The sequence below is a fragment of the Paenibacillus dendritiformis genome (genome assembly GCF_945605565.1).
Taxonomy (GTDB): domain Bacteria; phylum Bacillota; class Bacilli; order Paenibacillales; family Paenibacillaceae; genus Paenibacillus_B; species Paenibacillus_B dendritiformis_A.
Map to the genome: position 1 here is coordinate 5,662,254 of NZ_OX216966.1, position 15,656 is coordinate 5,677,909.

Annotated in this window: 12 protein-coding genes; 2 read left to right on the top strand and 10 right to left on the bottom strand. The window is 52.2% G+C overall.

Annotated elements, in window-relative coordinates; translation table 11 throughout:
• Window positions 1-127: 127 nt before the first annotated feature.
• A complete protein-coding gene (locus NNL35_RS25415) occupies window positions 128-376 on the bottom strand; it encodes an AbrB/MazE/SpoVT family DNA-binding domain-containing protein (protein WP_006676399.1) in 249 nt (82 codons plus the stop codon).
• A 306-nt stretch (window positions 377-682) separates the two neighbouring features.
• On the bottom strand, window positions 683-1,150 hold the full coding sequence (gene trmL, locus NNL35_RS25420; RefSeq protein WP_006676400.1) for a tRNA (uridine(34)/cytosine(34)/5-carboxymethylaminomethyluridine(34)-2'-O)-methyltransferase TrmL: 468 nt from the start codon (window positions 1,148-1,150) through the stop codon (window positions 683-685).
• A 142-nt stretch (window positions 1,151-1,292) separates the two neighbouring features.
• On the opposite strand from trmL, the gene NNL35_RS25425 reads away from it, so the two are divergent.
• The gene (locus NNL35_RS25425) at window positions 1,293-2,012 is read left to right on the top strand and encodes a response regulator transcription factor (protein WP_006676401.1); all 720 of its coding nucleotides are present in this window, start codon (window positions 1,293-1,295) and stop codon (window positions 2,010-2,012) included.
• A 200-nt stretch (window positions 2,013-2,212) separates the two neighbouring features.
• On the opposite strand, the gene NNL35_RS25430 is transcribed toward NNL35_RS25425, so the two are convergent.
• Genes NNL35_RS25430 through murQ form a run of 3 tightly spaced genes read right to left on the bottom strand, consistent with a single transcriptional unit; the run spans window position 2,213 to window position 5,387 of the window.
• Window positions 2,213-3,610 carry a PTS transporter subunit EIIC gene (locus tag NNL35_RS25430; RefSeq protein ID WP_006676402.1) on the bottom strand — a complete coding sequence of 466 codons (1,398 nt, stop codon included), beginning with the start codon at window positions 3,608-3,610 and terminating at the stop codon, window positions 2,213-2,215.
• Window positions 3,611-3,624: 14 nt separating this feature from the next.
• Window positions 3,625-4,479 carry a MurR/RpiR family transcriptional regulator gene (locus NNL35_RS25435; RefSeq protein WP_006676403.1) on the bottom strand — a complete coding sequence of 285 codons (855 nt, stop codon included), beginning with the start codon at window positions 4,477-4,479 and terminating at the stop codon, window positions 3,625-3,627.
• A 2-nt stretch (window positions 4,480-4,481) separates the two neighbouring features.
• Window positions 4,482-5,387: an N-acetylmuramic acid 6-phosphate etherase gene (gene murQ / locus NNL35_RS25440; protein WP_006676404.1), complete on the bottom strand. Its 906-nt coding sequence runs from the start codon at window positions 5,385-5,387 to the stop codon at window positions 4,482-4,484.
• A gap of 386 nt (window positions 5,388-5,773) precedes the next feature.
• Between murQ and NNL35_RS25445 the strand changes: the two genes are divergently transcribed.
• Window positions 5,774-7,015, top strand: coding sequence for a lytic polysaccharide monooxygenase (locus NNL35_RS25445; RefSeq protein WP_006676405.1), 1,242 nt, complete (start codon window positions 5,774-5,776; stop codon window positions 7,013-7,015).
• 134 nt (window positions 7,016-7,149) lie between these two features.
• On the opposite strand, the gene serC is transcribed toward NNL35_RS25445, so the two are convergent.
• The 5 genes from serC to NNL35_RS25470 all read right to left on the bottom strand — a co-directional run bounded on the left by serC (window position 7,150) and on the right by NNL35_RS25470 (window position 15,595).
• Window positions 7,150-8,244 carry a 3-phosphoserine/phosphohydroxythreonine transaminase gene (gene serC / locus NNL35_RS25450; protein WP_006676406.1) on the bottom strand — a complete coding sequence of 365 codons (1,095 nt, stop codon included), beginning with the start codon at window positions 8,242-8,244 and terminating at the stop codon, window positions 7,150-7,152.
• A gap of 175 nt (window positions 8,245-8,419) precedes the next feature.
• Window positions 8,420-11,941 carry a discoidin domain-containing protein gene (locus tag NNL35_RS25455; protein WP_254553851.1) on the bottom strand — a complete coding sequence of 1,174 codons (3,522 nt, stop codon included), beginning with the start codon at window positions 11,939-11,941 and terminating at the stop codon, window positions 8,420-8,422.
• A 208-nt stretch (window positions 11,942-12,149) separates the two neighbouring features.
• Entirely contained in the window at window positions 12,150-12,812 is a 663-nt protein-coding gene (locus NNL35_RS25460; protein ID WP_006676408.1) for a hypothetical protein, read from the bottom strand.
• Window positions 12,813-12,857: 45 nt separating this feature from the next.
• Complete coding sequence (locus tag NNL35_RS25465; RefSeq protein WP_040730900.1) at window positions 12,858-14,174, bottom strand: alpha/beta hydrolase; 1,317 nt, start codon at window positions 14,172-14,174, stop codon at window positions 12,858-12,860.
• Between the two features lie 74 nt (window positions 14,175-14,248).
• The gene (locus tag NNL35_RS25470) at window positions 14,249-15,595 is read right to left on the bottom strand and encodes an alpha/beta hydrolase (protein ID WP_006676410.1); all 1,347 of its coding nucleotides are present in this window, start codon (window positions 15,593-15,595) and stop codon (window positions 14,249-14,251) included.
• Window positions 15,596-15,656 lie beyond the last annotated feature (61 nt).

Here is a 15,656-nt window from a genome sequence, read left to right on the forward strand (position 1 = left end):
TTTTACAATAATTATGTAATTCCAACCAAAAATCATCATCAAATTTTTTATAGAAGGAATGGCAGATGAATGGGTCTTTCAAAAAATGAAATAAAAAAGAAGCATCTTGCGATGCTTCTTGGTCGGGCTAGCGAACGAGATGCGTCATCTCATTCATGCATGGAGAACATATGTATCGTTCCTTGAATTCAGCGACTCCATCCATGGACCCGCAAAATACGCACTTCGGACGGTAGCGCTCCAAAATAATATGGTCGCCTTGCACCAAAATTTCGACAGGATCCCCCTCGTTCATCTGGTAACGTTTTCTCAACGATTTGGGCAACACAATGCGTCCCAGTTGATCGACTTTACGGACTACTCCGGCAGGTTTCATCTGTTCCACCTCTCTTGTATATACTTCCTCATGATTACCCTTAGAAAACTCTGCTTCTATTACTTCGATACTATAGACGAAATTCCTGCTGAAAAATGTTAATCAATCTCGTTTTTATCTATTCTGTTCATCTAATGTCTATATGTCCCTGGCAGGAAAGTATGCCGAATTCCGCTACTGGCGGGCAATCCAGGCGAACACTGTCTAAGCATATCGTCCCATAGTCCCTTCGAACTTCCTGCGACAATAGACTCAGCGGCGAAGACTGTCCCTGCCGGGCGCAGGAACAAGCCTTCCCTCCGCCGCCTATTTGAGCAGTCCGGGAAAATCGAGCTGGCGCAGCGCTTCATAGACAATGATCGCCGCCGAATTCGACAAATTGAGCGATCGGACCTTGTCGGTCATCGGCATGCGCATGCACGTTTCGCGGTTCGCCTCGATTAGCTCGGGAGGCAAGCCTTTCGTCTCTTTGCCGAAGACGAGGAAGTCGCCGTCCTGGAATGAGAAGTCGCTGTAGCATTTGTCCGCCTTGGTCGTGGCATAAAAAAAACGCGAATCCGCGTATTGATCCAGCACCTCTTGGAACGAATCATGATATTCGATATGGACAGCGTACCAATAATCCAGACCGGCACGCTTCAACGTCGCGTCATCCGTACGGAAGCCCAGCGGCCGCACAAGATGCAGGTGGGTGCCTGTCGCGGCACAGGTGCGGGCGATGTTGCCGGTATTGGCCGGAATTTCCGGTTCCACAAGCACGATATGCAGTGCCATTCTGTTCACCTCACATTCTGAACTCATTATACAACATCATGCCAAAAATCGCGATTTAACATCCCGTTTACGTTTGTTTAATATACCGCTGACGATCCCCTTGCATAATAGAAGCAGAATGTAATCGACGGGAGGGAAAGTTATGAAGTCCAAAATACTTGTCGTTGACGATGAGCCATCCATCTCTACCCTCATTGAATATAATCTGAAGCTGGCCGGTTACGAAGTCATGTGTGTCTACGATGGAGAAGCGGTATTCGAGGTGCTGCCCACCTTCCGGCCCGATCTGATCGTGCTCGACCGGATGCTGCCGAAGAGCAGCGGCCTGGAAGTATGCCGGAAGCTGCGCGAGCGGAGCAATATGGTGCCGGTCATCATGCTGACCGCCATGCAGGAGGTCGGAGACAAGATCGACGGGCTGAACAACGGGGCCGACGACTATATGACGAAGCCCTTCTCTCCGCAGGAGCTGATCTCCCGCATTCAGGCCGTCATGCGCCGCATCCGTTCCTTGCCGCTTCATGACGATGGCCAGGTCTATCAGATCGGACCGCTCACCGTCATGGCCGATCAGCGGGAAGTGAGGCTGGACGAGCGCCCCATCGAGCTGACGCCGAAGGAATTTGAGCTGCTCGTCTTCCTGTGCCGGCACCGCGGCAAAGTGCTCAGCCGGCAGCAGCTTCTGCAGGGCGTCTGGGACTATCATTTTCTCGGGGATACCCGTATCGTCGATGTCCATATCAGCCACCTGCGCGACAAGTTGGAGAAGAATGCACGCAATCCCGAATATATCATGACGATCCGCAACGTCGGCTATAAGCTGACCGAGCCGGCCCGACGCCATCTTGCCGCAGAAGGATAAGCCCCTTCCCCATATCGTTATGGCGTGCCCGCTGTTCTCAGGAACAAGCGGGTTTATCGCGTATGTGACAAAAAAAATAGCGCGGATCGCTTCGATTTCAATCGCGATTATATCCGCGCCGGGGAACGCTATAGCTCACATTGATGCGTGAGTTGGCAGCTGCAGCAACCGTTGATAGAGCTGCCGGGCTTGATGCATCGTCATTTGAATTGTCCTGCCATCGTTTCTTTAAATCCAAAAAAATAAGTAAATAAAAACCCGCAACCATAAGCTGTCAAAATGCCTGCTGCATAGCCGAACATTCCATTCAACCCGCCGTCTATAAGCGGAAATAAAGACAAACCGGCTACTCCAATCGATAGGGAAGCAACCTGGAAATAGGCGATAACAGCTCCGCCAACGCCTGCCCCTAGGCAAGCCGTCAAAAATGGCCGCCCCAATGGTAAGGTGACACCGTATAACAATGGTTCTCCAATACCTAGAAATCCTACCGGCAAAGCTCCGAGAATCGCTCGTTTCAAGGTTTTTTTCCTCGTTTTAACGAGAATGGCCAGCGCAGCCCCCACTTGACCTGCTCCACCCATAGCCTGAATGGTAAAAAGCGGGTCATTGCCCGTCTGATTAATAAGCTCCAAGTGAAAAGGGAAAAATCCCTGGTGCAGTCCGGTTGCTAGAAGAGGCAGGAAGGTCGCTCCTAAAATAAAGCCGGCTGCAATTCCGCCAACATCTAATAAGCCCATTAACAGCTGTGTGATCCCCTTGGCAATAAATCCTCCTACGGGCATAAAAACGAAATAGGTCAGCAACCCGGTAATGAAGAGTGTCGTCGTTGGCGTAACAATAATATCTAAAGAAGCCGGCACTTTTTTTCGGATTTGCTTCTCGAGATAGGACATGAGAGCAACAGAAAGAAGCACGCTCACGATTCCCCCGTTGCCTGGAACGAGTTTTTCTCCGAATACGGAAATGTCGGCAATCGCGGGATTAATAATTAGACCGCCTGCGATCGCACCCAGGACGGGAGTTCCCCCAAATTCTTTTGCCGTATTAAGACCTACCAAAATAGCTAAATAAGTAAATAAAACGCTTCCAATCGCTTGTAAAATCAAAATAAACGTATTTTGCGTAAAATCCAATTCCAGTGTCGTGTTTAAAATTTGGGGAACCGCTTTCGAAATGCCGTTAATTAAGCCGCATGCGACAAGCGCAGGAATAATGGGAACGAAAATATTGGCTAACCGGCGAATAAATTGTTGGAGCGGATTCTTATGTTTCTTGCGAAAATTTTCTTTGTTTTGTTTAGAAATTTCTTTAATATCAATATCTTCTTCATCTTCTTCTCCATCATTTTGATAGATTTTCTCAAGCTCTTCCCGGACATGATTTACTTTACCCGGCCCAATAATGATTTGAAGAGTATCTTCTTGCACCACCCCTGCCACGCCTTCAATCTGCTTTAAAGCATCAATATGAACCTTTTCTTCGTCAATTACCTTAATTCTTAACCGGGTCATACAATTAAAAAAGGATTCGATATTGCTCTTACCGCCTACCGTCTTATATATTTCACCAGCTAATTGCTTATATTGATCAGCCATTGGCTTCTCCTCCCTTATAAGCTGTCTTTAAATTCCCTGACGATAGTTCTGCTGTTATCAATTGCTTTAATGGAATCGTGGTAATACGCCGATACATAAGAGAAAAACAAGATGTCCATGACAAGCATTTGTGATATTCGTGATATGGTTGCGGCAGTTCTAAAAATCGGCTCCTCCGTAGAAGTTGAATATAAAGAAACATCAGCCATTTTGGAAAGCGGGTTTTTTGAAAACTTTGTCAATGAAATGACCTGGATTCCTTTGTTTTTTGCTATTTCCGCCAGTCTGGTAACTTCTTTCGTTTCTCCTGAAAAGGAAATCGCGAATAATAAATCATTTTTATCCGCATTCGAGATGACACTTGACAACAAATGAGTGTCAGATAAAGAAGTGCAGTCCTTATTTATTTTTGTCCACTTCTGCATAGCATCTAATGCCACCACAAAAGATGCGCCGATTCCATAAAAATGAATCCTTTTTGCTTCATGCATGAGTCGGATCACTTGTTCGCACTTTTTCTCGTCTAATAATTTTTTTGTTTGCTCCAGTATGGAATAGGTATTGTTCGATATTTTAGAAATGATATCGCCGACAGATTCGCCTTTAGACACTTCACGGTACTCAACCGATTCCGGCTCCTTGCTCTCGCTAGCGATTAAAATCTTCAGTTCTTGCCAACCGGATAATCCCATCGCCTTGGACACACGAACGACACCGGCGCTGCTTGATTGCGTAGCTTCCCCAACCTCTTTCGCGGTCATATGAATCACTTCTTCGGGATGATTAATGATATAGTCCGCTATTTTTCTTTCAGAGGGGGAAAACTGGTGCAAAATTTGTTTAATTAACGTAATACCGCCATATCCCACAATTATTCGGCTCCTTCCTCCAGCGCTTTTCGAATATGCCCTGAATACTTTTCTAAATATTTACTTGCTTCTTCATAACTTACTTGTTTCTTGTGCATGACAATCGCAGCTTTCACTTCGCCGTTGGCTTGTTCAAAAATCTGTTGTGCTTTCTCTTTTGACAAACCTGTAATCGTTTGAATAATTCCGATCGCCCGATGACGCAGTTTTTCGTTGCTGACATGAACGTCGACCATTAAATTCTCATATACTTTTCCAAGCTGAATCATCGTACCCGTTGAAATCATATTCAACACCATTTTATGTGCCGTTGCTGCTTTCATCCTTGTCGAACCGGTTAACACCTCGGGACCTGTCTCTGTCTCAATCCGGATATTTGCTTCACAACCAGCGATTGAATTCGAATTGGCTGTCAGCGCAATCGTTAAAGCCCCGATTTCATTTGCATACGCAAGGGCTGCTAGCACATAAGGGGTTCTTCCGCTTGCTGTAATGCCAATGACGCTATCCTCTGCCTTGAGATCGATTTGTTTCAAGTCTTTTACGGCAGCATCTTCACAGTCTTCAGCTCCTTCCCCGGCTTGAACAAATGCACTCTTCCCTCCGGCAATAATACCGATGACCTCATCATAAGAAGCGCTAAAGGTTGGAGGACATTCAACGGAATCAATAATTCCCAATCTTCCGCTTGTTCCCGCTCCAATATAGATCAGGCGGCCGCCTTTTTTTCTGCGTTTCACGATTTCCTCTATTGCCAGAGCGATATTTCCCAGCTCTTTCTCAACAGACAAAGCCACTTTTTTATCTTCTTCATTGATTAACTTTACGATTTCAATGGGACGTAAAGAGTCCAGATTCATCGTTTTTTCATTCCGCATTTCCGTAAATAATCGATCAAGATGTGTCAAAATTTCACCCTCCCGGTTAGGAAATAATATTTCGTATTTAATTAATATTTCCGTTATTACGTTTAATAATGAAATAATAATTCATATATATCTAAATGTCAACAAGATATTCCTTCCCTATAGTCCCACTTCCCTGGTGCGCGCCTAATCCCTCGCTTTTCCTTTCCATCAGGCATAAGGCATAATTCGACAAAAAAATCCTTCAAGTTGAGGATGATCGGGGGATTGCTTCGACAAAAGCGCTGCTTCCGCTGTCCTTTCTGGTACTTCGGATTGTCTGTCAAAATAGTTTGTAATGTTTATAGGAAATCCTACCAACGATCGATAGAATTAAACCGCTTATATCTTTATACTGGTGTCGATACCAATCAAAGGAGTTGACACCAATGGCAAGACGAATCGGCAGCACTCTGCTGTCCAAAGTATCCCCTCTGTTCACCGCATTCGGGCTTATCGTGCTCGGACTGGCCGCGAGCGCCATTTTCGCGGACAGCGCATCGGCCCACGGCTACATCGAGTCTCCGGCCAGCCGTGCCTATCAATGCAAGCTGGGCATGAACACCAACTGCGGACAGGTTCAGTATGAGCCGCAAAGTGTGGAAGCCAAAGGCAACTTCCCGGAAGGCGGACCGGCTGACGGCCATATCGCCGGCGGCGGCATCTTTGCCCCGCTGGATGAGCAATCGGCCGATCGGTGGAACAAGGTGAAAATGCAAGGCGGAACGAATACGTTCCAATGGCATCTAACCGCGCCGCATGCGACATCGGAATGGAAATACTATATTACGAAAAAAGACTGGGATCCGAACAAGCCGCTCACTCGCGCCGATCTGGATCCGGTGCCGTTCTGCACGATTCAGGACGGCGGCAAAAAGCCGCCGGCAACCGTCACGCATGAATGCAGCGTGCCGACCGACCGCAGCGGCTATCATCTGATTCTCGGCGTCTGGGAGATCGCGGACACCGGCAATGCGTTCTATCAAGTAATTGACGTCGATCTGGTCAATGACGGTTCGGGAATCGAGCTGCCGTCGGCGCCGGCCCAGCTCGCGGCTTCCGCGCGGACTGAGACATCGATCACCCTGACCTGGACATCTTCTTCCTCGGCGAACGGAATCAAGGCCTACGAAGTATTCCGCGACGGCGCTTCGCTGGGACAGACGACCGGAACATCGTATCTCGATGCCGGTCTGACTCCGGATACATCCTATACGTATACCGTGCGGGCCATCGATCGGGCCGGCCATCTCTCCCCGTTGTCTGCGCCGCTGGTTGCGGTGACGCTGCCGCAGGACAATAACGGCGGAGGCGGAGACGGTGAGGGAGAAGGCGGCACCGAGCCTCCACAGACCGGCGATACGACATGGAAGTCCGACGCCGTCTACACCCGCGGCGACCGCGTACTCTACGACGGCTTGGAATACGAAGCCCAGTATTGGACGCAGAACAATCGGCCTGACGTGTCAGAAGCGTGGAAGCTGGTGAGCAACGTCATCCTCGAGTGGAGCAAGGATCGTGCCTACGTCGGCGGAGACAAGGTGAAGCATAACGACACTGCCTACCAGGCACGCTGGTGGACCCGCGGCGAGGAGCCGGGCAGCGCCGATGTGTGGCAGGCGGTGAAGTAGACATCCATAGAGCTGTTCAAGGCGATGGCTTTGAACAGCTCTTTTGGCATATAGCATGACAAGTGAACATCGCGAGTACCTTCTAAACACAACGCCCCGCGAGCAAACCTCGCGGGGCGTCATCAACGTATATGTTAGCCGTTCTTCTGTTGGAATTGCTTCATGAACTGCACCAACGCCTCGCAGCTCGCATAAGGCACCGCATTGTAGATCGAGGCGCGCAAGCCGCCGACGCTGCGATGTCCCTTCAGACCGACGAAGCCCGCTTCCCCGGCTTCCTTGATGAACGTCTTCTCCAGTTCCTCATCCGTGAGCCGGAAGGTGACGTTCATCATCGATCGGCTGTCACGCGCCGCGCAGCCGCGGTAGAAATCGCCGCTGCTGTCGATGACGCCGTACAGCAGCTCCGCCTTCGCCTGATTGTCCCGCTCGACCTGCGCCAATCCGCCGCGGTCCTTGAGCCATTGCAGCACCAGATTCACCATATAGATGGAGAAAGAGGATGGCGTGTTATATAGAGAATTATTTTTATAATGAGTGCTGTAACGAAGCATGGTCGGAATCGTCGCAGGGCTGTTCGCCAGCAGCTCTTCCTTCGCGATGACGACCGTAACGCCGGACGGACCGAGATTTTTCTGCGCGCCCGCATAGATCATGCCGAACTTCGACACATCGACCGGACGGCATAAAATGTCGCTCGACATATCGGCGATAAGAGGCACCGCGCCCGTATCCGGGTAAGCGGCGAACTGCGTTCCCTCTATCGTCTCATTGGAAGTCAGGTGAACATAGGCGGCATTCGCCGGAACGACGATCTCCTCCGGTGCCGGCATGCGCATAAAGCGATCGGCTTCGGTCGAGGCGATAACCCGAGTCTCCCCGATAAGCTCCGCTTCCTTGATCGCCTTGCTGGCCCAGCTGCCGGTATGAACGTAGGCGCCCACCTTGCCTGCGGCGAGCAGGTTCATCGGCACCATGGCGAACTGCGTGCTCGCTCCTCCCTGCAAGAACAACACGTCGTAGCCGTCCGGAATATGGAACAGCTCCTTCAATAATTGCTTTGCTTCATTATGAACCTGTTCGTAGACGGCGCCGCGGTGCGACATTTCCATGATGGACATGCCATGGCCCCGGAAATCGATGAATTCGGACTGAGCCCGCTCCAATACTTCCAATGGCAAAGCTGCCGGACCGGCATTGAAATTGTACGCGCGTTGATGTTGTTCCATCCGTTTCTCCCACCTTCGTGTTCTTGTCTATCCAATATTTTATCGATAATCATAGCAGTAATTGAAGTTCGCTTCAAGGAGGTAACGCAAAAAAGTCTGCGTTCATCAGGCATTCTCCGCCGTGAAAAATCCCGCATCCTTCCGAATACGGGGGCTGTACGACCGTTCGCTCGGCCTAGTTCATCTGCACGCGCTGCAGCAGATCCTGCATCGGGCGAAGCTCGCGCGTCGCGTCATACGGATAGCGGTTCAACACTTGCAACAGCAGCTCGCGCAGGCGCTCCGGCTTGTTCAAGCGCGGCAGCAAATCCTCCATCAACCCGATCAGGCGCTTATATTCCTGGATATGATCCGGCGAATACACCTCGAACTCGTAGATGGAGTAGCCGAAGACCGTGGCCCGCTTCACGCCCTGGAATTTGACATAGCGCGCCATCTTCGGCTCGAAGGTCACGATGTCCAATTTCCCTTGGGACGTAATCATTCCTCCATCGCCGGAGACATTCGTCCAGTTCTTTTTGTCATCGGATACGAGAAGCTGATACTTCTCTGCGCCCGCCTGCCACTTCATAATCACTTTATTGATGTCTGTCGGCTCGCCCAAATCGACGATGAACCAGGCGTCGTCCACATAGGCGCTGGACCATCTGGAGTTGATCGAGACGATGCCGTCTACCGCCATATCAGGCGAATAATACGGGAACTCGGTTGCGGACGACTCGGCCGGTCTATGAAGCGCCTTATTATCCGTATAGAGCAGTTCAATCGGCTTATTGTACATGATGACATTGTCCAGCACGCCCCGGAACGCGTTCGTCTCGCTGCCGATGCGCAGCGCGGGGAGCACGAGCGTATGCAGACGAGGGTACGCATTCTCGAGCCGCTCCACATACTCATCCACATTGACGAACAGCGTCACGCCCTTATTGTCGCCTTTCAGTAAAATATGCGTCCACTTGTCTTCCGGCACAACGTAATCGAACATGCTGTCATAGTGCTCCTTCGTGAACCCGAGCTTGCCCGTCTTGCCCTGCTTGAGCTTCAGCGTTCCGGCCGGAGACTCCATCAGGATCGCGTCATCCGGGTTCCCCCGATCCGGCTTCACCCACATCGAGAGCGTCCAGCCGAACCCCAACGCCTCGACCGGCGTCTCGATATAGCTGGTTCCGCCCTTCAAGCGCACCCCCTGCTCATATTTCCCTTCCGTCATCTCCACATTGACGCCCTTCCCGTCGAAGCCATTGCCCGAACCATCCTTGAACTGGTCCTCGAACAGGTATTGAATAACCTGGTTCTCCTCGTTATCGACCTTGATCTTGCGGGACAAATTCGCATTCGGCGCGTCCCCGATCGCCTCCGCCCGCTTCATATAGCGATCGAAAGATCGGTCGTCCCGCGTGCCGGTCCACATTTTCTCCGCGACGACCTGGATTCCGGGCAGCATCCGCTCATGCGAGTCGTCCATCGACAGCCCATTGGCGTCCGATACATCGTTCCACAAGGCGAACATGCCGCCATTGACGCGGGGATGCCCGAACGGCAGCGTCGTATTCTCCCATTTGATCGGCTCCCATTCATTGTACAGGAACTGGGAATTCAAATAGTCACCATATAAGGTAGGAACGATATACATATAAATATTTTGGACGTTCAGCACGTCGAACCCGAGATCGACCGCCTGCTGCGGCGGCCCATACGGCTCATACCAGATATCCATCGTCGCTTCATTGCTGATCGGCGTCGTTCCGTTGTATTGCGTCAATCCCCCCCACAAATGCGGGTGCTTCCCTTTGTCGTTGATATGCTTCACGAGCGTATCCATATACCAACGGAAGCGCTCCACATCCGGGCCCCAATATTCATCGGTACCGATATGCACTTCCGGACCGACGAAGGTCGGATCGCTTCCATCCACATATTCGTTGAACAGATTTTTCACGAACTCCACGGTTTCCGGCTTGGAAATGTCGAGGGCGTGATCGTTCCCCAGCGCGGGATTATAGGATGTGAAGGCACGGGAATGCCCGGGCGTGTCAATCTCCGGGATGACGTTGACTCCGTAATCCATGCCCAGAAGCTGGAGTTCCCTGAATTCCTGCTTCGTATAATGCCCGTTCGGGCTGGCCAATCCCGGATAAGTGGTGCTTTCCAGCCGGAAAGCCGCCCTCGTTCCGTCCGCGAACGGGGTGCCGACATCATCGTTCAGATGAATTTGGAACATGTTCATTTTGTACCAGGATAGCAGCTTCACGTAGCTTCTCAGAAAATCGATCGTGTAAAATTTGCGCGCCACGTCGATCATGAGACCCCGCTTCTCATACTTCGGATAATCTCTCGCTTCTCCGCGGGGAATCGTCAGGTCCGGATGCTGCTTCAGAATCTGAAGCGCGGTTCTCGTGCCGAAGAACGCCCCCGTCGCCGAAGACGAGGCGATCGACACATAGTCACCGGCCTGGAAAACGTTGCCTTCCTCGCCCAGCCACGTTAACGACGGGTCTATCGACAAATACAGATCGCCCGTCTGCGGCTGGCCATACACAATCTCAAGCTCATATCCCGTCAGATCCGCCACATCCTCGCGCGTCAGCTCCGCCGCCTTGCGCAGCGCCGCTTCGTCCTCCGGGCGGACGACAATGCGCGACGACTCCGTCAACGTATAGCTCCCCGATCCGCCATACCATTCCCGTAAGGACGGGATGACGTCCGGCTCCGCATTGCGATCCCGGGTCTGCTTATATTGGCCCGGCACCGTAACCGCAATATTATCCGACAGCACCTTCCGGTTCGGATCGTTCAGATCCTCCACCTGCACGATGAGGTTCACTTTGGCATCGACCAATGGCGTGCGGATATGGCCTTCGCGATCAATGACAGGCAGCCGGTCGCTGCCATATACGCTGGCGCGGTACCCATCCGGCACTTCAGCCGCGGACCAATCCAGCTCGGTCTGTCCGGCCTGCACCGTCAATGTCGCCTCAATCCGGTCTGCTATAGATTGCAGGTCATTCAATTGGTACACCTCGAATTCATAGAAGGAGTAACCGTACAGAACGCCTTCGACAGGCGCCCGCTTCACTCCCTGGAACTTCACATATCTCGCTTGAAGCGGCGCGAAATCGATAACTTCGGTGCCTCCCTTGCATGCAATGACGCCGTCGCCCTCCCTCACATTCGTCCACTGTTCGCCGTCATCCGATACCAGGATCTTGTATGTATCGGCCGGCGTCTGCCAGCGGATGACGACGCGATCGATCGCGGTCCGCTCTCCCAGATTGACATAGAACCATTGATCATCCTGCTTCGCGGAAGACCATCTTGTATTGGCCTTCCCGTCCACGGCCAGATCCGGAGTCAAGTAATCGACTTCATTGCCCGACGAGTAAGCCGGCTTGTTCAGGGCGAGATTGGTCCCGCCGAATGCGGCCGGGAGAAGGCGGTCCGCCCCTTCATCCGGGGAAGGCACCGTCGAGAATGCGCTTCCATTTTTATCATATACGGCCTCCGTTACGGTCTCCGGCTCGGCGCCGTCTCCCGGTGCGACCGGCGCATCGGCCGTAACCGCCGCCTGCCCGCTCTGTTGGGCATAGGCATGCGCAGGCGGAATGCCAGGCAGAACGCTCGCCGCCGCCAATACGATACTAAGCATCCATCCAAGCGCTTTTTGGTTCATCGTCTTCTTCATTTCCCTCCATATCATCGTGGATTAAGCGGCTGTGCGTTGACGCCAATTTTCTTCGTTAATCACCTCCTTTTTTCCAATCCTAACCTGTTCAACATAACGCCGCAACAAAAAATACGCATAAGTAAAGAGATGTATATTCCCTGCCCTAACCCAATTCATGATCAGCAAAAAGGCATGAGCGAGAAAGACAATCCCCGCCCATGCCCCGCTGACCAACCGCTGCTTACAGCGTACGGAACTTCAACGTTGTACAATCGATTAAGAAATGATAGGTTCTCGTTTCCTTCGTTCCCTTCAAGGCAAGACGGAACGACAAGTTCGCAACATCCCGATCCTTCAACCCTTGATGGCGTACCCAGCCATGCAGCTCCTTAGTCGGGCGAATCGCCTTGCCCTTAAAGTCCGGGTTATCCGAAGCGGCTTCTACGGCTTCCGCTGATTTCCCTGCAACGCCGCTGTTCGCTTCCGTCTTCACCTCATCCAGTTGAAGCGTCACTTTTTCCTTATCCGAATTGTTCTTAATCGTCACCTCGAAGTCGGTGTTCTGCTCCGTGACCCGGATCGAATGAATCGTTACCTCCACATCGTTCACGGTGTGGGTAAGCGGCAATGGCTTGAATTGGCTGCCGTCGCTGCCGCCAGAGCGCTGGTCCGGCTCTTCCTTCCCGGGATTCGCATCCAGCTTGCGGCTGCCATGATCAATGCCAACCCGATCGCCCATCGCCCCGGCCAGCTCTCGCGCCGGAAGATCGCTCTCCCCCTTCATGGATGCAGGCTTGTCAGCCAGCGCCTTTATCCCGGCATTGGCTGTAAACTCCGAGGCAGTGAATATGATTCCCGTGAAAAAGAGGGCGCCGGCAAGGAGTCCCATCACCCGTTTTCTCATGCTGTTTCCTTCCTTTCGTTCATTCCATTGATGCGTTCCATTCCGTTATTCTTTCCGCTCGTTCCATCTCTCTACGACTATCTCCAATGTCCCGTCCTTCTCTGCTTTATAGCAGCGCTTAACGGGGGATCCCGCTCCATCGACCTCGAAGCTCCCGTCTTCGCGGTTCACCTGGAACACCCATTCCGTATGCAATGGAATACGCAGGCGGGCTGTATATGCGCGTCTGCCCTGATCGCAGGTTAACGGGAACCAAGCGTACAGCTTGAGGCCCTCCGGCGTATCGGACGGCACATGGACGACGATATCCAAGGTGACATGCGTGGGAATCTCCTCCATGACGCGAAGCGGCATCAACGCTTCCCGGCCATCGACTTGAACCGTTACCTCGGTGTCGCCCGGCTGCAGCGGAATAACCGTGCCATCGTCCCGAACCTGCGCGATATGCTCATCCGCGACGCGGTATACGGCACGCAGCGGAGACATTTTGAATCCGGAATCGAACTCGACGATCGGATTCAAGCGGCATGGAGGCCCCGTGATGCCCACCTCTAGATCGCCATGCAGCGTCAGGGAGCAAGCCTGGCCCCGATGGCCGAAGAAGTGGAGCAGCGGTGCAGACACCCGCGCCTCCCAATCCTTCTCTACATGAGCCGATCCAGGCTCATACAGATAGACCAACTCGTCATCCGCTTCGTACCCCAGGTCCAGAAGCTTCTCCGTCACTTCACGCACATGCTTTTCCATGACGAGAAGCCCTTCGCGGCTGCCCAGATCGATCCATATTTTCTTGATAGGCTGCTTGACGGTAAAGGTATGATACAGCTGCACTTCTTCCAACGTCTCGGGATATACGCAATACATGTAAGGCGAGATGATACCGAGCATGCTGAACACGTCGGGACGCCGCAGCCCGATATGGTACGTGACCTGCCCGCCCCTTGAGGAGCCCATTAAGGCCGTATGCTCCGGCTCCGGTTGCGTGCGGAACAAGGCGTCCACATAGGGCTTGACCTCTTCAATCAGGAAGCGCTCATACAGATGGCCGCGCGGTTGAACCGGGAATTTGTCGTCCTGGAATCTTACCCCTTCCAGGTCATGGGTAAATTCATCGGCCCGCTCCATCCCCATATTCGGGATGCCGACAATAATGATTTCTTCCATCCGTCGTTCGGCAATCAGCTTGTCGGCGGCCGCATGCACGTTCCAGGAATAGCCGTTGAAGGCGGGATGGAAAATATTTTGGCCGTCATGCATATACAAGACCGGATACCGCCTATTCGGCTCCTGCTGATAGCCGGGAGGCAAATATACGAATAATTCTCTGTCGTTATTCAAATAGTCCGAGTGAAACCGTTCCATTCGCAGTAAGCGTGATCCGCTTTCTAAGCTCTTCACACTCTTCACGCCCTTCACGCTTTCCAAGAGCTTCACGCTCATCGATTTTCCGCCCTTTCTGCCGCAATATCGACCCAGTTCTCGACCTCATAATACAGCTCCAGGCCGTCCGCAACCGTAAATTTGCGATAAGGAACCTCTTGACCGTGACGATCGGTCTCATGCATGCCCAGGCCGCGCGAAATCCGAAATTCGAATGCCATGTCCCGCGGCACCTCGAACGTGCCCCCATATCGTCCTGCGCCGATCATCGGCAGTTCGATTCCGGCATACAGCCTTTCCGTATACGGCGTATGCTCCGGTACTTTTACCACCATCTTTACGGCAACCGTCTTCGAAATATACGGCACGACACTGACCTCCGCCTCTGCCTTGAGCTGGTAATGATGATAGGTTACGGCCGTCTTGCCAGTCTGCTTCGGCATAAGCGTTCCATCCGCAGTTACCTCTAAAATGCTCGGATCGGCCACCTCATACCGGGCATTCAGATCTGACATCACATAGCCGCTGTCGAAATGAACGACCGCGTTGAACCTTTGCTGCGGCCCCTGTATCCCGATGACTCCGGATCCGCGCAGCTCCACGCGCACAGGCGTGCCGATATCTCCGAAAAAATAAAGGAGAGGCGCATGAACCCTTGCCGCCCAATCCTTCTGCGCATGGCCGGAGCCGACGGCATAGTAATACATCAGATCATGTCCCGGCTCATACCCGATGCGAATGAGGGTGTCCACGACCTGCCGCACATGCTTCTCCATGACCGTGAAGCCTTCCGCATCTCCGACATCCATCCATATCTTGAGATCCTTCTTCTCCGTATAGACATGGCTCAGCCAGCGCTCCTCCATCGTATCCGGATTGACGCTGACGAAGAACGGGCATAATGCCCCGATCATGCCGAACGTATCCGATTGACGGAAGCCGATATTGTAGGACACCAATCCGCCGGCGGATGAGCCCATCAAGGCGGTATGCTCCTTGCCCGGCAGCGTCCGGTATTCCCGATCGATATAGGGCTTCACTTCCTGTACGAGAAATTGTTCGTATAACTCCCCTTGATTGGCCATGTTGAATATATTGTGGCCGTCCGGATTCGCATGCATATATTCCGCAATCCGCGCATCTTCGATATGGGAAATAGCGACCACAATAATTTCCCTCATCCTGCCTTCAGCGGCGAGCCGATCGGCCGTTCGATGAACACCCCATGAATCTCCCTTGCGATCCGCGAAAAACATATGCTGCCCGTCCTGCATATAGAGCACAGGGTACCGCTGCTGTTCGTTCGTATGATAGCTGGGAGGCAAATAAATGAATATTTTTCTTCGATTCGCCAAGATGCTCGAATAAAACCCATAGATTGTAATAAGCCGTGATGAGTCCATTAGGCATTTCTCCTTATAGAGGCGGTTCCAAAAGTCCGCAAACCGGCCTTTTGAAACACGC